This window comes from Aeromonas sp. R5-4, assembly GCF_040908215.1.
GTDB classification, from domain to species: Bacteria; Pseudomonadota; Gammaproteobacteria; order Enterobacterales; family Aeromonadaceae; genus Aeromonas; species Aeromonas veronii.
In genome coordinates, this window is the sequence record NZ_JBFODG010000028.1 from 46,252 (window position 1) to 66,459 (window position 20,208).

General features: G+C 43.9%; 13 protein-coding genes, 3 tRNA genes and 1 pseudogene. 9 read left to right on the plus strand and 8 right to left on the minus strand.

Going from position 1 to position 20,208, the window contains the following annotated elements; all coding sequences use genetic code 11:
* Positions 1–6 precede the first annotated feature (6 nt).
* A tRNA-Asn gene (locus AB5Y83_RS13950) sits at positions 7–82 on the minus strand.
* Between the two features lie 4 nt (positions 83–86).
* Positions 87–162, minus strand: a tRNA-Asn gene (locus AB5Y83_RS13955).
* Positions 163–649: 487 nt separating this feature from the next.
* On the opposite strand from AB5Y83_RS13955, the gene dauA reads away from it, so the two are divergent.
* The 8 genes from dauA (at position 650) to AB5Y83_RS13995 (ending at position 10,780) form a co-directional block, all read left to right on the plus strand.
* The gene (gene dauA, locus AB5Y83_RS13960) at positions 650–2,386 is read left to right on the plus strand and encodes a C4-dicarboxylic acid transporter DauA (RefSeq protein ID WP_005333688.1); all 1,737 of its coding nucleotides are present in this window, start codon (positions 650–652) and stop codon (positions 2,384–2,386) included.
* Positions 2,387–2,569: 183 nt separating this feature from the next.
* Positions 2,570–2,657, plus strand: a tRNA-Ser gene (locus AB5Y83_RS13965).
* Positions 2,658–3,057: 400 nt separating this feature from the next.
* Complete coding sequence (locus AB5Y83_RS13970) at positions 3,058–4,005, plus strand: site-specific integrase (RefSeq protein ID WP_201873082.1); 948 nt, start codon at positions 3,058–3,060, stop codon at positions 4,003–4,005.
* Positions 4,006–4,289: 284 nt separating this feature from the next.
* The gene (locus AB5Y83_RS13975; protein ID WP_042877944.1) at positions 4,290–5,426 is read left to right on the plus strand and encodes a tyrosine-type recombinase/integrase; all 1,137 of its coding nucleotides are present in this window, start codon (positions 4,290–4,292) and stop codon (positions 5,424–5,426) included.
* 282 nt (positions 5,427–5,708) lie between these two features.
* Positions 5,709–6,407, plus strand: a complete 699-nt coding sequence (locus AB5Y83_RS13980) for a hypothetical protein (protein ID WP_109113091.1) — start codon at positions 5,709–5,711, stop codon at positions 6,405–6,407.
* A complete protein-coding gene (locus AB5Y83_RS13985) occupies positions 6,398–8,107 on the plus strand; it encodes a relaxase/mobilization nuclease domain-containing protein (RefSeq protein WP_368175354.1) in 1,710 nt (569 codons plus the stop codon). The genes AB5Y83_RS13980 and AB5Y83_RS13985 overlap by 10 nt, the downstream gene beginning before the upstream one ends.
* A gap of 155 nt (positions 8,108–8,262) precedes the next feature.
* The gene (locus AB5Y83_RS13990) at positions 8,263–9,255 is read left to right on the plus strand and encodes an AAA family ATPase (RefSeq protein ID WP_368175355.1); all 993 of its coding nucleotides are present in this window, start codon (positions 8,263–8,265) and stop codon (positions 9,253–9,255) included.
* A 763-nt stretch (positions 9,256–10,018) separates the two neighbouring features.
* Positions 10,019–10,780, plus strand: a complete 762-nt coding sequence (locus AB5Y83_RS13995; RefSeq protein ID WP_368175356.1) for a hypothetical protein — start codon at positions 10,019–10,021, stop codon at positions 10,778–10,780.
* Positions 10,781–10,920: 140 nt separating this feature from the next.
* Here the strand turns inward: AB5Y83_RS13995 and AB5Y83_RS14000 are convergent.
* Positions 10,921–11,460, minus strand: a pseudogene (locus tag AB5Y83_RS14000) (IS5 family transposase); the annotation flags it as partial.
* A gap of 543 nt (positions 11,461–12,003) precedes the next feature.
* Between AB5Y83_RS14000 and AB5Y83_RS14005 the strand changes: the two are divergent.
* A complete protein-coding gene (locus tag AB5Y83_RS14005) occupies positions 12,004–12,480 on the plus strand; it encodes a hypothetical protein (protein ID WP_201923109.1) in 477 nt (158 codons plus the stop codon).
* A gap of 1,250 nt (positions 12,481–13,730) precedes the next feature.
* Here AB5Y83_RS14005 and AB5Y83_RS14010 read toward each other — a convergent pair.
* From AB5Y83_RS14010 to AB5Y83_RS14030, 5 genes are all read right to left on the minus strand, one after another.
* The gene (locus AB5Y83_RS14010; RefSeq protein WP_368175357.1) at positions 13,731–14,219 is read right to left on the minus strand and encodes a hypothetical protein; all 489 of its coding nucleotides are present in this window, start codon (positions 14,217–14,219) and stop codon (positions 13,731–13,733) included.
* 7 nt (positions 14,220–14,226) lie between these two features.
* A complete protein-coding gene (locus AB5Y83_RS14015; protein WP_368175358.1) occupies positions 14,227–14,970 on the minus strand; it encodes a transcriptional regulator in 744 nt (247 codons plus the stop codon).
* A 1,427-nt stretch (positions 14,971–16,397) separates the two neighbouring features.
* Complete coding sequence (afaD, locus tag AB5Y83_RS14020; RefSeq protein ID WP_368175359.1) at positions 16,398–16,871, minus strand: AfaD family invasin; 474 nt, start codon at positions 16,869–16,871, stop codon at positions 16,398–16,400.
* The gene (locus tag AB5Y83_RS14025) at positions 16,846–19,377 is read right to left on the minus strand and encodes a fimbria/pilus outer membrane usher protein (RefSeq protein ID WP_368175360.1); all 2,532 of its coding nucleotides are present in this window, start codon (positions 19,375–19,377) and stop codon (positions 16,846–16,848) included. Before AB5Y83_RS14025 ends, afaD begins: the two co-directional genes overlap by 26 nt.
* 35 nt (positions 19,378–19,412) lie before the next feature.
* On the minus strand, positions 19,413–20,159 hold the full coding sequence (locus tag AB5Y83_RS14030; RefSeq protein ID WP_368175361.1) for a fimbria/pilus periplasmic chaperone: 747 nt from the start codon (positions 20,157–20,159) through the stop codon (positions 19,413–19,415).
* Positions 20,160–20,208: the final 49 nt, after the last annotated feature.

Below are 20,208 nucleotides of genomic sequence, written 5' to 3' on the forward strand. Positions count from 1 at the left end.
AGAATTTGGCTCCCTCGACAGGACTTGAACCTGTGACATACGGATTAACAGTCCGCCGTTCTACCGACTGAACTACGAGGGAAAAGTGGCTCCTCCTACTGGACTTGAACCAGTGACATACGGATTAACAGTCCGCCGTTCTACCGACTGAACTAAGGAGGAATTGCCTGTCTCGTTAAGACGGGGCGAATATTAATGACCAGGGCGGCGGGTGTCAACCCGCGAATTTCCCGAAAACCGGATTTTCGGACTGTTTGCCCAAAAGTTGCGCTTTGCGGTTTATTTTCAGCACAATCAGTCCCTTGCCATCGAAGCCCCCAACCGGCGCAGGGGTTATTGGCTCGGTTCGCATCAACCTGATGATGCCAGCATGATGTCGCGAACGTGCTGGTAACACTGCGAGGCTCAAATGGTAATCTTTGTGGCAAAAAGGGGGATAGCAGGAGCCAAGATCGGCGATTTGGCGGCAAATAGGCCAAATAATGGGTGAGCGCGCGTTTCATTGATCCTGCCCATCGAAAAAATGGCCCGTCTGGAGTAAGGTTACGCAGGATACCATCGCCGCGTCGACAGCCCTGCCGGCCCTTGATGATGATCGGGCGCCGGATCTCTCCGGCCTTTATCTCCCTCTTCTGGTATTACGATATACATGCACAAGCAAGCCTCTTTAAATAGCGTGAAGCTCGCCATAGCCTTACGCCAGTCCTGTATTGATGAACCTTACAGCATGGCCCGCTTCGGCCGTGATCTTATCGCCGGTGTGACGGTGGGCATCATCGCCATCCCGCTCGCCATGGCACTGGCCATCGCCAGCGGTGTGCCGCCGCAACACGGTCTCTATACCGCCATCATTGCCGGAATCGTGATCGCCGTGACCGGTGGCTCCCGCTACTCCATCTCCGGCCCGACCGCTGCCTTTGTGGTGATCCTCTATCCTGTCGCCCAGCAGTTCGGGGTTGGCGGTCTGTTGATGGCGACGCTCATCTCAGGCCTCTTTCTGGTGGCGATGGGGATGGCCCGTCTTGGCCGCCTTATCGAGTACATTCCTCCGTCAGTGACGCTGGGCTTTACCGGTGGTATCGCCATCGTGATCGCCACCTTGCAAATCAAGGACTTCTTTGGACTGAGCGTGCCCGAGATGCCGGAAACCTATCTGGGCAAGGTCGAAGCGCTGGCCGCCGCCCTGCCAAGCTGGCAGTGGGGCGATACCCTGGTGGGGGTCGCAACGCTGGCCGTGCTGCTGCTCTGGCCGCGCCTGCGTCTGCCGGTGCCCGGCCACCTGCCCGCAGTGCTGGTCGGGGTAGGTCTGGGTTTTGGCCTCCATTACTTTGGGGTGGATGTGGCCACCATCGGCAGCAAGTTCAGCTATACCCTGGCTGATGGCACCCAGGGGATGGGGATCCCGCCCATCGCGCCGACCCTGGTGATGCCCTGGGCCTTGCCCGGACCGGATGGCTTGCCAGTTGAATGGAACCTGGCGGCTGTTGAGCGGCTGCTGCCTGCCGCCTTCTCCATGGCGATGCTGGGGGCGATCGAATCGCTGCTCTGCGCCGTGGTGCTCGATGGGATGACCGGTCGCAAACACAGCTCCAACGCCGAGCTGGTGGGGCAGGGGCTTGGCAACATCTTCGCCCCCTTCTTTGGCGGCATTACCGCTACCGCTGCCATCGCCCGCTCTGCCGCCAACGTGCGTGCCGGCGCTACGTCCCCCATCTCGGGGATCGTCCATGCGCTGGTGGTGCTGGCCGCCATTCTGGTGCTGGCCCCCTGGCTCTCCTGGTTGCCGCTCTCGGCCATGGCTGCCTTGCTGCTCATCGTGGCCTGGAACATGAGTGAAGCGCACAAGGTGGTGGAGCTGATCCGTCGCGCCCCCAAATCTGATGTGCTGGTGCTGCTGGTCTGCCTGTCACTCACCGTCATTTTCGACATGGTCATCGCCATCACCTTCGGGGTGATCCTGGCATCCCTGCTCTTTATGCGCGAAATCGCCAAGATGACCAAACTGCACGATTTGGCCGAGCACAAGCGCTATGCCCATGAGGTGCCGGACAACGGCCTGCTCTACAAGATCAACGGCCCGCTCTTCTTCGCCGCGGCCGAACGGGTCTTTGCCGAGCTGGAAGCGCAAGTGAAAGGACACAAGGTACTGGTGTTGCAGATGGAGGCGGTTTCCATCCTCGATGCGGGCGGCCTGTCAGCCTTTCTCCACTTTGGCAAGCAGATGGCTAAAGCCGGTGTCGAGTTGCGGGTGGCCGAGTTGCAGTTCCAACCGCTCAAGACCCTGGCCCGTGCCAAGGTGCGGCCGCAGCCCGGCAAGCTGGAATTTTACGGCTCGCTGGAAGAGGCGCTCAAAGGTGAACATTTGCACGAAGCGGCAGTAAATTGATTGAAAGGGATACGAAACGGCATATTTTTGGTCACTTGGTTCGGATATTGAGCAAACTAACGCAAAAAGTAAAAAATTGCATTGACCAAAAGCCATCGTATCCCTTACATTACGCCCCGTCACCGCGGCATGGTTCGCCAGTGAATGTGCAGCTCAAGCACATAAAGCAGTGAGCAAAAATTTGGTGAGGTGTCCGAGTGGCTGAAGGAGCACGCCTGGAAAGTGTGTATACGGCAACGTATCGAGGGTTCGAATCCCTCCCTCACCGCCAAATATAACCCGTTGAATTTCAACGGGTTTTTTCATTTCTAGACTTACGTGATTTTTTTCCTGGATCAACTGGGTGGAACAATCATGTATCTGAGTAAAAATGCCTCCGGCACCTACTACACTCGTCTCCCGCTGCCTAAGTCATTACGTGACCGTGGCTTGCCCTTCGCTATCCGTACTTCCCTTTGCACCAAAGATCGTCAGCTTGCCGTAGACCGCAACCTGGCAGTGGCAGCTCGTACTCGCGCACTTATCGCGGCTACTCCTGCCGATACTGCCCCCCGCAGTTTCTATCGCTGGATCCGCGCCGATCTAGACGCGTTCAAAGCAGCGGGGTTCATCCCTCCTCAAACACCTTCCACACCTCGTGAACCTTCTGTTGATGCCCCAGCAGTGGGATCATGCTCACCCACGCATTGGCGAGATTCATCGAGACTAAAACCAGTGAGGGGATCCAGCATAGGTCGGTGGGCCAGCTCCAACTTCGGATCAACGCCTTCGTCACCTGGGCCAAAGGGGTTAAAGTCGATGAGGTGACGCCCGCGCTGGCACAGGAGTACCGCAACAGCTTGCTGCGCAAGACCAACCTCAGTTTCAAAACCAAAGGAGATTACCTCGCCGCCCTGAAACAGTTCTTCCGTTGGTGCGTGGCGCTGGACTATTGCAGCCGTAACCCTTTTGATGGGTTGACGGCAGGCAAGAAGCCGCACAAACGGGCGGATGAGGAGCGAGTGCGCTGGCATCGCCCTCAACTGGCTCAGCTGTTTGCCAGCCTGCGCAGCAAACAATCCCAGAAAGGCAAAAAATTGAGAGTTCAAGACTGGTGGGTGCCCCTGCTGTGCCTGTATGCCGGGCTGCGACCCTCCGAGGCTTGCCAGCTCAAAACTCAGAACATCAAACAGGTTGAGGGGATTTGGTGTCTGATGGTCGATGCGGGAGAGGTGGATCAACAGCTCAAGAGTGCCAATGCGTACCGTACCGTGCCGCTACATAGTGCGTTGATCGGACATCAATTCCTGGACTATGTGGAGAGTCGTCGCGGTCAGGGGCAGGTATTTTTGTTCGACGACAAACCATCAGGCAAAGACGACGACTGGGCGCATAACATCACCTGTCGCTTCCAACGCCACCTCAATGATGCTGGCATCGTAGGTCAGGGCCGTCCCACGCTTTACGGGCTGCGGCATAGCTACATCGATGAGTTACAGCAGGCGGACGTTGCTGAGCATATTGTGGCTGAGTTGGCGGGACATAGTAAAACAGGGATCACTTTTGGCCGCTATGGTAAACGGGTAAGCGTATCTCTTTTGAAAGAAAAGATAGAGTTGATTCCCAGAGACTTAGTATAAGTGTCAATCCAGTACCGTCTGGTGAACTTTTGCTGTAGTGCTCATAGACGTATAAGCCCCAACTCAATGCTCACTTATCTGATAGGTGGGATCAGTCGTGCTCTACAACAGGGAAATTCAACCAGAAATCGTGCCCTGTGTGGCTCAGATGTTGTGGTGGAACGATATTATTTAAAAAAACCAAATAATTTTCTTGACTTGCAATTTCGTTTGTGCATCAAAAATCTGTTGACTTGTTTTTTTAATGCTCATAACCTATGCGCAAATCAACTGGATTAGAGCCGATGAACAATGATAAAAACTCACAGGCCAAAGATTTAAATAAGACTCTTGGACTAGCAATAAATGAAAATCTGAAATTTAAAGAAGCCCGCTATGCTGAATCAACCATTGGACCATATCGCCGCAAGAGCAAGCAGCTTGTAACTTGGTTCGGTAAGAAAAAGTTGATCGACTTTAGCTCTACAGACATAGAGATGATGGTCGTAAAACTTTTGAAGAAATATAATGGCTGTACAGTTAATCACTACCTGGAAATTCTGCGCAGTGTATTTGTTAGGGCGAAACTCGACGGTTTAATTCCATCTAATCCGATGGAAAACATAAAGAAATGTAAATTTACCAGAAAGAAGCCGAAACCATTCTTGCAGTCTGAGATTGCACTTTTGCTACAACAGAATAAGCAGGAAAACTATCAAATTGAAACTGCATTGATACAGGTAGGGATAGCAACTGGTTTACGAATTAGTGAACTGCTCGCCTTAAGTGCTGAAGTTGTTGATCTCGAAAAAAAGATGCTAACCATAGATCTGGCTTTGGTAAATGGTGTGTATAAAACCCCTAAAAATGAGGGGTCTAGACGAACAATAGAATTGACAGCGCAGGCAATAGAACCGCTAACTCTACTGCTAGAACAAGCCAAGAATAGAAAGGCAAAAAATATAAAAGTCACGCAGAATGATAATCGAACTAAATTAATCGAATCTCGGACATTGTTAGCCTATTTTTGTGCAAAGCGGCGTCCTTACGCCTCAGTTGATGAATACAGAGAAAAATTCTTTAAACCGTACTGTATCTCTCTTGGCGTTGATTATCGCGGGCCATCGCAATTCCGTCATACATTTGCCAGTCAACTATTGTCTGCCGGAATAAATGTACCATGGATTGCACGGCAGATGGGGCATGCTGGTACTGAAATGATTCAGCGCTGTTATGGCCAATGGTTAGTCGAGGATGCAGTCGATTTTGGAGCCCAGGCAGGAGCGGTTTTGCAACGGTGCTTACATTCGAATGCTGTAGATACGGTAGAGCAGTCTGCTGCGCCATCTGCCACATTGTACAGAAATTGGAATGAGTTGATGACCATGCCAGAGATGCAATCGATAATACCATTAATCGAAATGCTCCTTAAAAAGAAGTGAATTACGATAGCATAAATTAAAGAGAGTTATCGGGTTAATATGATCTAAGTGTGTACGGTATCGTTGCAGCTAAAAACTATCGTTGACGCTACTATCTAATCAGGCAGTTTATTGCTTTTAATAAAAAGAGCAAGGTCACTCCTACACCGTACAAATTGCGTTCCGCAATGTACGGTGTACGGAGCCTTGCCATGGCTGTCGCCCTGGACCTACCTGGGCTGCCGCCCAGACCCGCTAAATAAATATATAAATTAGAGCTGTTCAGCAGCCAGGAGACAATACGTGGGAAAAGAAAATAAAAAATTAAGGAATAGCAAAAATAATACTTTACGTGAGGAGCTGACAAGAGATCCTGATCTCATGCTGCTCATTGAAAGGGCCGTTATCAGGTGCATCAATGACGATGTCGCTGTCACTATTAACGGTATAGCTAGAGATGTAAATATGGATACAGACATCGTTCGACAAATGCTGCCGAGTTTTACAGAGATCCGTGATCATCGAATCGAGCTACGCTGCACATATGAGGAAAAACGTCGTTGGGAGAAAAAGGCTAAAAATGCAAGCATCACTGTATCGAGGTTAGCATCTCAATCTCTCACAAAATTGAAAATCGTCATTTCTCCAGCAGAAACATTACGCGACACAATAAATAATCTTATTGCGCAACAGACCGGGTTTTATAACAATTTCAATCAGCTGGTAAAATGGTGTAACTCCCATAAGGGCGATGTAAATCTACTTTTTATTTTATGCGAACTCAGGGAACTAGAAAAACAACATAAAGAGCAGGTTGATAAAATCAACGAGATGTTATCACCACAATTAACACAGCCATCTCGGGTTATACGCCATGACAAAAGCGATACTGCGACCCCAGACACTACATGGTCACACTCAGGTGAGGATGACGAGGATGCAGTGGAGGTAAATCCAGCATTAATCGAGAGTGAGTATGAGGAGCATGAGCTATGGCGGTGATTAGATTTTTTGCAACCAATGGGCATCGCCAGACTAAGTCCAGCGCCCCAATAGATTACCTACTGGGTATCTACAGCGCTCTGACGCCGCAACAAAAAAATGAGCGTAGTACAATCGCTGATGCGATTAGGGTTGCTCGTGATAAAAATGACGCTCCATTGGTTCATCGGTTGAACCAACAACTGAGACTGATCCATGGTGTACAACGGACTCCACCACCTGAGCTGTTGGCTGGAAATCCACGAGACATTGCTTATGCAATCGAGATATCGCCACATAAATATAAATACACCAGCGGTGTCATTGCACATGCAATTGAGGACAACCAGACGCTGAGTTCCAATCCTGATATTGCTCAAGAATTTCGTGCATTGATGGAGGAGCTGGTTTTTGCGGGATTACCCATAGAGGACAGGATGATCTTGTGGGTACAACATACGCATGAACAAAATCTGGAGAATCATTTTTTAATCCCACGGATTAATCTGCGCACTGGAAAATATTTCAACCCTCACCCACCAGGTGCGGAAGGAGATTTTAATGCGATCCGTGATTACCTCAACCTGAAATATAACCTCGCACGTCCAGATGATCCGCGACGCCAGAGGCTGACAGGAACAATACCACGGTACAGTAAAAATGCGGACTTGATTGCAGCGTTATCTGATGCGGTGCAGTTACGGGTAACTCAGGGTCAGTTATGTAACCGACAAGCTGTGATTGATTGGCTGGAGCAACCTCAGACTCGACAAATGTATGGTATTAGCGAAGTCGAGGCTAAAAAGGATTACATACGGATTGTGCCAGAGGGAAAGATCAAGGCTTTTCGGCTGAAAGGACCTTTATTTAGCCGTGCGTTTACCAGTATTGATGTGGTGAGACCGACGCTGACGATAACAACGCCTCCACAACCGTCGTTGGATGCACTCTGGCAGCAGATTGAGGAGCGGATAGCCAAACGCCGGGCCTTCAATCAGAGCCGCTATAACGTCACTGAGACGCTGCACCCAATGCCCTCTCCGAGGCCTGTGAGACGACCGACAGGTATGGCCGCAGTGATAACCCAGAGACATCGCAAACAGCCAACAAATGCGCTTTTTTGGCAACAGCAGATGCAGCTATATGCAGGTTACACACTGACCCCAATTAACCCTGAGGGAACCCTAACAGTAGACACCGAAAAGGCATTAATTCAACTGCTGATGAAAATTTTGAGCGCTATTTTAGCATTACTAGGAGTGAATCATGAATTTAGAGAAACAATTATTAGAGTTGCTCAGTTTTATCAACACCGAGCAGATGAGCTCGATAGCAACGCTCAGGGAGCAGGTTCAATCGCAGCATGTCACACAGCAGCAGATAATGAACGACCATCAGGTCTTGCTGACCATGGTGCAGCATTTGAACACGCATACCAGCGACAGCAACGTCTCTGCCGAGAACTCCATTCATCAGATGAGCGTTTCGCTCGAACAGTTGCAGGAGCAGGTTCAGACCTTGAGCGGCTCCGTAGAGAGTACGCAGAGGTCGGTGAGATTGCTACTCGAGGTCTTAGAATCATAATGGATAACCCTATATTAGCAGCCAAAAAAATTGCACGTTTCAGGATGAGGCCTGGAGAGTATGCATTAAAATCTCAGCACGAGCACTCTGGCCAGAGGACTGCACGTCATGAAATGGATTCAGATCTTTCTTTGTAAAATATTCTGAATGGCGTTTGTTTTTTATATTTACGGAACATCATCAATAAAAGATTATTTGCAATGTTTATTTTTATAAATAGCAATAATGAATATCTACTATCGATATATAAAAACAACAAACAATAATAACCTTTTTTGGGGGGAGAGTCTGTATGCTCCAGAATAAAATGTGGGCTTGGGGGGTTAGTGAGGGGCGGATTGCCAGTGAGCAAAAACCGGTTTGGTTGTTGGACGAACTGATTGAGCAGGGTGATCAGTGGATCATCAATGGTGCCCCCAAATCAGGCAAATCGCTGCTCGCAACGCAGCTCGCATTGGCCATCGCCAGTGGAGGACAGTTCCTCAACTGGAAGAATCAAACTCCAGCACGAGTGTTGTATATGGATTTTGAGCTAAAAGATCGGTTGTTTTGGAAACGCTTTTTAACCATGACAGCACATAATAATGTGACTGACCAAACAATTGAGCGGAATTTTTTCCGGTGTGGTGATTTCCAGACAACGGATGTATTGGATCCTGTAGAGGCGAAAAAAATGATCTCCATCGTGAATGAGATCCAGCCTGACCTGATTATTTGGGATGTACTAGCCAGGATGCATACGGCGGTGGAAAATGATAATAGCATGATGGGCCAGGTGATGCGGTCCATCAGAAAAATAAGTCAACCCGTAGCCCACATTGTTGTGCATCATGCAAGAAAATCCTCGCCAGGAGCGGAGGGTTACAACGCAGGCGCTGCTGGTATCAGGGGGGCATCATCCATTCATGGTGAGGCTGATGGCGTTATGTCACTAGCATTACGGGATGGGCAGGGGGCTAGATTCAGCCTCAGATTTAGTTCGAGAGCGGTTGAAACTCCTGATGAGATTTTATTAAACCGAACAGAACATCTGATATTCGTCAGCGCGAATGATAGTGATAACAACACATTATTAACTTCCCTGAAAAAAGCTCTGAGTGGGCATACCTCTGTATCAGCAGCCGAGTTAGTGAACTCCTTTTGTGCAGAATTTTCCATACAGGAACGGCAGGCAAAAAACTATATCAGAAAATGCGTATCAAATACTTGGATTCGGCGGGAAAGGAGGCCGGATAAAACGTATGAGTACATCGCCACAGATTTACTCACTGATGTATCAGTCTAAACACACAATCTCTACCATCTGGATGCAAGAGTGTAATGAACCTCTATCTATAAATAGATTGCATCCAGAATTACCCCCCTTACATATCCCCCTTTCATGCACAAGAGCGCCTAGTGCTTATTTTAGACATTGCATTTTAAATGCATTATGATTCTGAAATAAACAATTGAGCCTTTGTTTTCAAAATAAAATATGTATCACATTGAAAACAACTAGAACATGTCATTCAAGAATTGATGTCCTGCTATATGCAGGAATTCGTCTGTTTATGTTCTTTTTAAGCCTCATATCCATTAAATCGAATGGCAAAAATGTTTTTATTTATATTGCTCTTCGAGCATATCATCCACATGTAATGACTACCGCATTATCGATATTTTACCATCCCAACCAAGTCCATTCTGTTTATGGGCATGTTATAGGTCAAATGTTGTGCAATCAACACTCAGGAAGAGCAAAAAACAACCAAGAACGAAATTTGTACAATTATTTTTTCAATAAAAAACTCCTTTAAAATCAATGGCATGATCCATTTTTGTCGCTTGACAGATGGCAGTGTCTCGGTTTACCGTGGGCACTATCTTAGATACCCAATGACGACTCATGATGGATCAATTATGCGATAGACTATGCGATAGGAGTTTGAAATGGCGGGAGAAATTTAAAAATTTCAATATCTCTATTTATACGATTTTTTCGTGGGGCTGGTGATCGGGTTCTGCTCCAATATCATCCAAATAGGATGATTGTTATAGAGGTCTGAGTGTTATCAGAGTTGGTAGCTTTATTTAAATCTAAACGTAACGATCACCTGCACTACTATCATCAACACGGCAGCCATCTGCCGATTGCCCCCACTGGACTAATCATGATAATTCTTACTCGAAAACCTTTCATCGGCCCATTCATCTACCACCTAAACGGCTATGTCACCAAGCCCGGATATGAAATTCCATTTTCCGACAAAAGATCCTATAACCAACCCATTTTGCTGGCTAAACATTTCAACCAACTGCGACGTGACAGCGTCGAGGCTGGTTTTAATTCTGGCAGTGGTAGCGCCGACGTTCGACACTGCCTGATCACCCAACTGATCCTGCTGGGTCATCCCGATCTGCCGCATCTCGAGTTTATCCCGCAGCCACCCCGGGAGCAGTGCTATACGCAGCCAGAGGATGGGCATAGATGCCAGGAAAACAGACTACTACGGGCTCGTACCTACACCTATCAGGTCAGCGGCTATATCATCGACCCGTCTAGCCATCCACAATCGTTTATGGAGCTGATTCGATTGGACACCCCCCTGTTATCGGGCAAGGACTTTTTCCAGATGACCCAGTATCTGCGTAACCACCTGCTGGGTGCAATCCCACACCATCTGCTGGATCGACTGGATCTACTGGTGACTGAATTTAATTTGCTCCACGATCCGGTTTACGACCTCAGCGATGTGTTTCACTCCACTGTCGCACGGTGTTCGGATGGAATGTTGCGGGATAGCGGGATTTGTGTCGCAAGCAGTTAGTCTAGGGAAGGTGCGAACAACTGGATCGCACCTTCACCACGAGCTCTTTGTCCGCATTTGAAATGCCCATCACTCCAAAAACCTAACTTTTGGCCGCAAGTATTCGGCTATTAAGCGCCATTTAGCCTCATTTTCGAGGCTTATCTCGATTTTGGGGCACAGCTATCCCATGCCCGTATCATCTGGTCCACGCGAAACAGATTCACCAGCGTAAACAACATCGCCAGTTGGTTGTCGTTCTTGCGCAGCCCCTTGAACCGCGCCTTCACAAAGCCAAACTGACGTTTGATGATCTGAAACGGGGGCTCCACTTTGGCGCGGATGCTGGATTTGAGCCTCTCAAAGGCAATCACAGCCTTATTTTTTCGCGGATGCTTGTTGAGCTCCTTGAGCCTGCCAGGTCGCATCGCAATCGCCCATTGTGCCTTTACATCCGCCAGCTCTTCACGATTTTCCGCACCCTGATATCCTGCGTCAGCGAACACAAATGCCTCCTCGCCATGGAGCAGATTTCCCACTTGATTGAGGTCATGCTCATTGGCTGCCGTGGTCTCCAGACTGTGCGTAAGGCCACTCTTGGCATCGACACCTATATGAGCCTTCATGCCGAAGTACCATTGATTGCCTTTCTTGGTCTGGTGCATCTCACCGTCACGCTCGCCACACTTGTTCTTGGTCGAGCAAGGGGTAGTCTGTTAGTAATCGATTTTTTGCTCATGTAGGTTCATAGAAATCTCAGTTTACACACGTAAAAAAGCCACGGTTTTTTTCCAGAACATCTAAGCTTTTTTTTCATGAACTCATGATTTTTTGGCGAGATTTTTATACTGTTTTTTTACTTTTTATGTTGGAAATAATTATGTGAAACCCCATTATTTTTTTTCCACGAAAAAGACTTTTCTCCGTGTGATTTTTTTTGATTTTCATTGTTTTAAACTTCTCACTATAGACAATGAAAAGAGAGCGAAAAATCAGTTAAAATTTAATGGAAAAAATATTTTAGATATTTTTGATAATTGCTATTGCCATTTGCATGAAATCAACCTAAATTAACTGCAACTAGGCGCGCGCTATACATTTACACCTACAAATAGTGAATGTGTTTTGCGTTAACCTATAAGTTTTTATTTGGCAATAAACTCATTGCTTTGGGGTAGGTCTTCAACCTACCAATAGATAAACACAAGTGCTGAAAAATCTTCGTTAATATATGAGGTTGTATTATGATTGAAAAAGTTAATGATGACGTCTGTGCGATTGAATCTGAGGTTATTAATAATGCACTCGTCCTTTTGATGGGGGCCTATAACCTGAATGAAAACACCTGTGCCCTTGATAAGCATGTGGTGCTCAAAAATAGTAACTATATGTATGAACTTCATGATTTTCCCCCGTTTGTCCTTGTAAATAAGGACATTGCAACGCATGTTGCAAGAGCATTAGATGATGTGTCTATTAAGACATATTATGATGATCTCGCTGATGCATTTTACAATGATGAGAATGGTAGTACTGTTACTTATGATCAAGTACATTCTGATTGGGCCCGTAGCAACATGCCTAGTTACTATATGCCAGGTGGAGACTACCAATCTGCTGAGAATTTCCTCGCAGAGATGGGGGCTGACAATGTGAATGAATCTACTATTATAGAAAATTACAAAATGGCGATAAATGTACTCTCAAGAGTAAAAGTATAGCCATTATTGATGTTGGTTCGAGCAAAACTAACTATTGAAAGTTAGTCTGGCTTGCTCCATCAATCTTATTGATGTGTAAGAAGTTTGAACATGATATGTATGAGGTTAAAACACCTTCACCAATAACGTGAAATGCACATCTGATGAAAGTAGTAATCTTAAAATAAGCGGGACTGAAAGCGCAGCGCGTTTGCAGTCCCTTTTTATTTGTTAGATTTGGTATAACGCCTCGATTTTTTTACGAGGCCAAACATTGTCTATCTAGCATCGATTTTCAGTTAATTTGGCTTGATACATTAGCCCCTTTATTGTCTGCCGTTGCCATCAAGAAAAGGCATTGCCCACCACTGGTTTTCTCCCAATGTGCTCCAACTGCTGCTTTCTCCCGACTATCCGCGTTATCTTGCAGGTGTTGACCTTTGTATTCGACAACCAGCAAACGACCATCAGTCAATTCACACACAAAATCAGGATAGAAATAGCCACATGCCACAGGAAGTTTGAAAGAGAGTCGAGGTTCGGCCTAACCAAGTGTCCGGATTTAGTTGACCACTACAATTGTCAGGTGAATACCATCTCCATACAAATAGATTGCATCCAGAATTACCACCCTTACATATCCCCCTTTCATGTACAAGAGCGCCTAGTGCTTATTTTAGAAATTGCATTTAAAATGCATTATGATTCTTAAATAAACAACAGAGCCTTTGTTTTCAATGTAAAATGTGAATCACATTGAAAACAACTAGAACGTGTCATTCAAGCATTGATGTCATTATTTACAATAGAATCAATCAGTTGATTTTCCGTATCAGAATCATATCTATAAAATAGAAGGACAAGAATTGATGTTTATTTATATTGCTCTGCGAGCATATGATCCATATTTGATGGTAGCTTCTTTTATTGGTGATTTATAGTCCCTGCAAGCATTAAATTTCCATGCTTTGATGTTGCAGCTGAATATTTTCCAGTTTACTGACAGCGCAGAGCGTCAGAAAACGGATATGCAAAACCCGAGATCTTTTTGCACCGATATTTTCGATTAGATTGAAGTTCTCTATAAAAGAGAGCGACGCCATAATTATTTTGTTGGTGTAATTAATGAGGCCTTAGAAATAACAGAGTATGTCTAACGTCTTGGGGCTAGTCCACCTTTGCGACAAAGTAACTTCTCTGGAAGATATGAGTCCACATGCATGACCAATTTTCAATCCAGCTTAGCTGTATGAACTTTCTCTTATGTCCCGCTATGGAGTAATAAAAGCATTACCTAGCAGATGACTTATAAAACTCAAATTACCTTCGTAAGTCATCTCATAGACATTTTCTATAGGATTTCCTGTTATAACTAGACACTTTCCATCTATTATACAAATGTTCTTGTTTATATATAGCATATCTCCATCATACAGACTAAACATGTGATGGTGATCTTCAAATGAGTTTTTAACTGACTCGTGGGAGAGTCGTTGTTCAAGACGCTCTTTATTTATTCTTATTAGATATGATGTATTTCCCAAAGTACCATATACGTAACGATTATAAGATGACTTGCCATAACCGGGCACCTGATAAAAGGTAGTTAGTACACCCGCCTTACATTTTCCAATTTGCGTAATGTGCTCTCCTTTTGCTTGAAATGTAAAGTTACAGCCCAAACCATTGATGAATGGTAGGATGAGATAAATGGAAAATGTAATTATTAAACAACCAAGGAGCAATTTAACTTTTTTCATGTAAAGCTCACTCTATATCCCATAAATAAAACTTATAACCATTTTCATGGTGTGGGTTTTTTTCTGCAAAAATGCCACGAACATCATTAAAATCTGACTTTGATAAATATATCTTTATTGCATCTCTCAAATTATCATCAAAGCTATTGGCGCAAACTATAGTCTTACTATAAAATGTATCACATACCAGCCTAGGTGTGTGTGAATTATACGTTGATAAAACGAAAAAATTAAATAGGCATAGAGAAACAATAACCGCATATTTTAATTTTTGTTTGCTTTCTCTTATCACATCAGTTTTTTGAGATGACAAGCCTATCGGCTCTGTAATATGCAATGGATAAGTTTCATGATTTTTTTTATCAACTGTTAATAAATTACTGTAAATTATAGCGTCAGCGTCAGCGTCAGCGTCAGAAATAATGTTTTCATGAACATTAACACATTGGAATAAATTGTGTTGAGCCAAGAGAAATCCAAACCGAGGAACTGTAACTACATGTTCCGATAGCCCTAAAGCATCAAGAGACCTTCTAAGAGATAATACTGCCATGTTCAACGAGTTAGGCACAACAATTTTACCTGGCCACCCAAGAGAAATCAAAATGTCGCGACTTACAGGCTCTCCTTTCGCATCGATCAAAGCCGTTAGTATGGCTATTTCAGCATAACTGAGTCGCTTAACTAATTTACCATCAAGGGACTTTATTTTATTGCCTTCAATAAGAAACTTGACGTTATCACTTAACATGATGAAACCCTCTAGCTTCTGAATTTATTAACATAAAATCATTTTTGGTTGATTGCATTGTCATTATAGTATAGTAAAAAATAAATTATAATGGTAATAAATACAATTCATGCAAAGTAACGGATTGTAACAGGCCTGAAAAAATCAACAATATACATGAATAGTTCTTTCAATAAATGATGAAAGCTGTTTGCATCATAAAATGCCCCCTATTTATATTATGATGTGGCTAGGGACTACCTAATTTATGTAAATCTATATTACAACATCATTAAAATGATGAAATAATATCTCACATTAACCCTTTTAAAAAATTGGTTGGATTTAGTTGTGGTGAACATGTTTTGTTAAAATAACTGGCTATTCAAATTCATATCTAAAAATTAGGATAGATGCTATTTTCTGAATGCGATATATAATTTACATATATTATATCACACACAATGCATGTCTATTGAAAAATGCCTTTGCAATCATCAGGCTGGATTCTTGGTGATGATATGACATTATCTTTTGACTTATTAAAGGAAGAAGGATTATTGATTTTCTTCCCAGAAGATCCAAAAATTTATTTTTTCTAGGCTAACTGACTTTCACATATCATCCCGGTTGCTACGATAAATTTTTAATAAAATCAAGATAATTCTATTATACTAGGCTTCACGTAAGTTAGTTCGGGTGGTGTTGCATCAAGGCTTCAGCTTAGCTGAAGCAACTAGAAGAGAGAGAGAGTCTCTTTCTAAAGATATGATTGTCAATTGCGCCCACTAGATCGAACGAAGCCTAAATGATAGGTATCACCTATATCGTCACCAACGAAGGTTTTCTCCGTCTACCAGATCTCAAGGATATGCATACATGTGAAATAGTTGATTATGCAATGAAAGTTAATGATCGTCTGGTTGATCTGATGAGCCTTTTTCGCAGCAGAAAGCAGAAGCCGGGCACCCATAACACAGACCAGTGTAGTAAATAGTGTGCCAAATCTTACCTAGCTATCAAAGAATAAGACATGTAGACCTCCATATCAGGCAAGGGGGACGTTTAGATGATACCTTACAGGACAACGCCTTATAGAAAGTTTGTGGTAGTCTCTTAAAGACTAATTAGTATACCACAATCGATTCAAGATGAGAACATAGGCCAAGACTGCGATTCAGAAGTACATAAATTTTTCAACGTGCTGACGTCAGTACTTACCTACCGGAAAATCTCAGACTCCTCAAATTCACCAATAGATATTCACTATGGCTAAGTTCGCTCGCCGGTGCTTTCTCATCTTGTCAAAACATGCCAACTGACTTATCTCTCATCTACAGCCACAATAGATTAATTAAGCGCGTGGTACGTGTTGAAAGGCTAGGGGTATTTTACTGTCAACTTCTAGTTCATGATATTAACCTTTCAACACGTTATGTAGATAACACCTAGGTAAAACATTCTCCAGCAACACTTAGAATATAATCGCCAGGTAGAGCATATTGATCGCCGTTAGCTACAATATTAAAACTTGTGCTTACACCTGCATTATTATTGATAATTCCTCCAGCCAAGACAGAAGAGGTACTCCATCCGTCACCTTTCAACTTAACATTCAATCTGGCACGCATGTTATTAATCTGATATACAACATAGCTATCCCTATCTGGAGATAGGTAATCGCTTGCCATCCATAAGCGAGATCGAGTCGTCCCATCAGTGCACACAACTTTGCCATCAGTTATTAAATCTCCATCTTTCAAATACCCTCCTTGTAAAATAGGTGGGGAAAGCGTAATAAATGCACTAGATTCGTCAGCTTTAGCAGATGGAAAATAAAGTAATTCCAATACACATAGCATAAAAACTATATGTGATGGTAAGTACCTCATAACTTTATTGACATACAGCATGCATTTCATAAATGTTACCTAGTTTAGATTGAGATGTTGATAAATCATAGTCAACAAAGCACTTTTCTGTATCTGTGCCCCCCCAGCGTACCAAAAGTCGTCCTGTATTTGAGATACCACTCAAATAGACGTTACCCCGATCACCAACAATGCCCACACTCATACCTGTTCTAACTTCCTTTTCTTTCTCAATTACAGCAACAGAACCAAAGGGAGGCATTGAGCCATCTGCGCGAGAAAGATGAATAATGGCGCTTGCTCCTTTTCTAGTTGTAAACCGCACAGGAACAATAGCCCCAGTCGTTGGCACGACCTTTTTCTCTGTTTCTGAGAGCGTTACATCATCACGCAACGTTGAAGGATCTACTGAGATCTCATTGTAGTGGTACGGTGTTAGAGAGCTTAGCGCAGCATAACCTCTGTCATCTGTGCTAACACCAGGCCATAAACCAACTGCCATATTGTTAGCCTCAGGTGCAACCACAAGCCCTACGGTTTGGCCCAATGGCTGTCCCAGTGTTAGACCATCTTCATGTAGAATAATACCACCAGATATATTGGCGTTCATTTGTTTACTATTGTTCGAGTATCCATAACCTCCATTCATAAGACCATACTTATGATTCCACCCTAAGTTAATTAAGCTGCGCTCGTTTTTTTCTTGTTCTTTTCCCACGGTTATCTGCTCGCGAAAATCCCAGTTCATGCGTCTTTCAAATGCATAACCCTTAACGCCCAGCTCATGTTGTAAAGGTTGTTTGTCGCTGCCTCTAAGCTGATAACTCATATAAACAGGTCGTGAGTATCCAAACGATAATGGATATGAGAGCCGCAATCCAAACAACTGCTCTCGTTGCTCGTTCTGCCAAGATGATGAAGAACGATAATTAGTTGACCAATCTAACGACACTGACGTTTTCTTAAACGACGCACTATAAGAGATGCGTAAGGATTTATCTGCTGGACGTGATTGACGGTAAGAGCTGTAAATAGCCGATACATTAAGGTTACCAAATGATGCTAGAGACTGCCCCATTATTATTGAAGTATTTTCCTTTATAAAATCGTTATACTTGTTCCCTTCAATCGCCTCCTGCTCAGAGTTACTATCCAGAACTTCCCCCATGGTTCGAAATCCTGAGGATGAATAATAGTTTTTTTCTATAGATAACCAGCTGTTTGTTGAATCAATATGTTTGCTATAAAGTAGCCGTAACTTACCCCCATGCTCAGATTTAGAACCGTATTGATCCCAACTTGCTCTGGTTGCATCAACAGATAATGCGCCAAAATTGCCTAATCCACTGCCGATACCCAATGCGTGAGAATAATAGTTAGATGACCACTGACCACCACCATAAAAAGTTATGCCAAGAGGCAGACCATACATCAACGATAATTGCCCAAGAGGGACTTTATCAACCCCTTGGGTTGCTGACCGATAGTGCCCGCCAGCTATATCATATTTAAATGTACCCTCTCGAAGAGCAATAGCAGGTATTGCATAGATAACGTTAAATACCTGAGGTGAACCATCAGTTTCTAATATAGTTACTTCAAGATCACCTTGTGAGCCGCTGATGGGGATATCGCTAAACTCGAAGGGGCCTGGTGAAACTGTCGTGCTATAAATGAGATAGCCATTCTGCCTTACTTCTAGCCTTGCCTGAGTACGTGCTGTTCCACGCACCACTGGACTATAGATGCGCTGCTCATAAGGCAGCATATCATCATCAGTTGCTAACATAGCTCCGGTAAATGGAACTCCATCAAAGATGGTGGAGGATGTAAATCGTTCACCAAGCACTAACCGACTTTGCCATCGATTAATGCCACGCTCTGCATAAGTATATGCATACTGCCATTCGCCTGGTTGCCAACTGCTCGAATTTCGTAACCGCCATGGTCCTAAATTAATGCCTGGCTCCAGAGTTGCTGACCATAAATCATTTTTATATGAAATACTGTTATTATTACGAATGGTTCTATTAAATCCGACCTGGTAGTTCATTAGAAATGCTGGTATACCATCGTCCCACAATTCATTTGGAACAATCGCTAGTGCATCCTGCTTCAAAGCCACTTGCGGCACACTAAGTCTCAGCTGCTGAGCATAAAAATCAAACCATACACTAGCATGTGGAATAGCTGAAATATCAGCGCAACTTTCCGAAGTAGTTCTTTGTAATAATCTAGTATTTTCAAGTCGGAATGGTGTAAACAAGGCTGGGTATTCTTCTATGTTAATACCATAGCTTATTAACTGTGCCTTACTAAGACAAGTATTCAAGTTCCCTTGGTTATCTGATTCAAATACGTACTCACCTGTATCTACCACTCTATCGTTCATTAATATATCAACTAGATAAGTGCCAGGAGGGTGTTGTTTAATAAATTCATTTATATTGATATCTGGATTTTCGCCAAGGAGTTTTAAATCAAAGTTATAATCTGCATGTGCAATCAAAGGAGATATAGCATTTGTGAATAAAAATAAATTGAAGCTGAGTTTCATGAAAACCTGACATGTACTAAAAATTGGGGCGTTAACTAATCAATATGCTTACTAATAACAGGTCCATTACCACCTAAATCATTTATTGCGCTCCACTGTACAGGACCTTTTGACTCTGGTGGTATAGTGAATGTATAACTAGAAAAAGGCGCTATGTGTTGAATATTATCAACTGTCACACCACCAACAGTTAGGGTGCTTAAATTAATATAAAAAGGAGTAGGGTTATTTCCTGTCAGCTTATTTTCTATTCTGTGCCATGTCAGCTTTTCTGCCATAGCTAAAGCATCTTGCCCGCTAATGCTATTAGGACGGACAAACAGTTTAATGCAGTTATTGACTACTACGCTCACATTCAACTTGGGTGTATCTGGCGATAAACTATCTGACCAGCTATCGTTTCCACTAGGTGGGATTCCTTTGACGCAAACCCAATAAAGCGACTCACGGTCGGTTGGAAACGATCCACCAGAGTGAATGATCCTTACTTTTGCTCTCTGCTTACTATCAAGGCGGAATAGTGGTGGCACAGAACTAAACTGTGCGTTTAGATCCTGATTGTCTTTACCTGGTATCACAGATATTTGAGCCAAGATGGGATAGTGATTATCATTGCTAATAGGTAGTACGCTTGCTTTACCATCAGTTTTATGTATTAATCTGGTAACACCAAGTTTCAGAGAGAATGACTTTATTTTTTGTTCTATCACACTTTCATTTGCATGGGTACTAGATATGTAAATCAAACACGCCGACATTAAAATACACAACTTAACCAACATTTAATTCACCTATTAAGACGAAACACACATCTTAACTGTATGTGTGTTT

Bases quoted from the DNA above. Each gene is read 5' to 3' on its own strand.
- dauA (WP_005333688.1), top strand. From the start codon at position 650: ATGCACAAGCAAGCCTCTTTAAATAGCGTGAAGCTCGCCATAGCCTTA.
- AB5Y83_RS13970 (WP_201873082.1), top strand. From the start codon at position 3,058: ATGCTCACCCACGCATTGGCGAGATTCATCGAGACTAAAACCAGTGAG.
- AB5Y83_RS13975 (WP_042877944.1), top strand. From the start codon at position 4,290: ATGAACAATGATAAAAACTCACAGGCCAAAGATTTAAATAAGACTCTT.
- AB5Y83_RS13985 (WP_368175354.1), top strand. From the start codon at position 6,398: ATGGCGGTGATTAGATTTTTTGCAACCAATGGGCATCGCCAGACTAAG.
- AB5Y83_RS13990 (WP_368175355.1), top strand. From the start codon at position 8,263: ATGCTCCAGAATAAAATGTGGGCTTGGGGGGTTAGTGAGGGGCGGATT.
- AB5Y83_RS14005 (WP_201923109.1), top strand. From the start codon at position 12,004: ATGATTGAAAAAGTTAATGATGACGTCTGTGCGATTGAATCTGAGGTT.
- AB5Y83_RS14010 (WP_368175357.1), bottom strand. From the start codon at position 14,219: ATGAAAAAAGTTAAATTGCTCCTTGGTTGTTTAATAATTACATTTTCC.
- AB5Y83_RS14015 (WP_368175358.1), bottom strand. From the start codon at position 14,970: ATGTTAAGTGATAACGTCAAGTTTCTTATTGAAGGCAATAAAATAAAG.
- afaD (WP_368175359.1), bottom strand. From the start codon at position 16,871: ATGAAATGCATGCTGTATGTCAATAAAGTTATGAGGTACTTACCATCA.
- AB5Y83_RS14025 (WP_368175360.1), bottom strand. From the start codon at position 19,377: ATGAAACTCAGCTTCAATTTATTTTTATTCACAAATGCTATATCTCCT.
- AB5Y83_RS14030 (WP_368175361.1), bottom strand. From the start codon at position 20,159: ATGTTGGTTAAGTTGTGTATTTTAATGTCGGCGTGTTTGATTTACATA.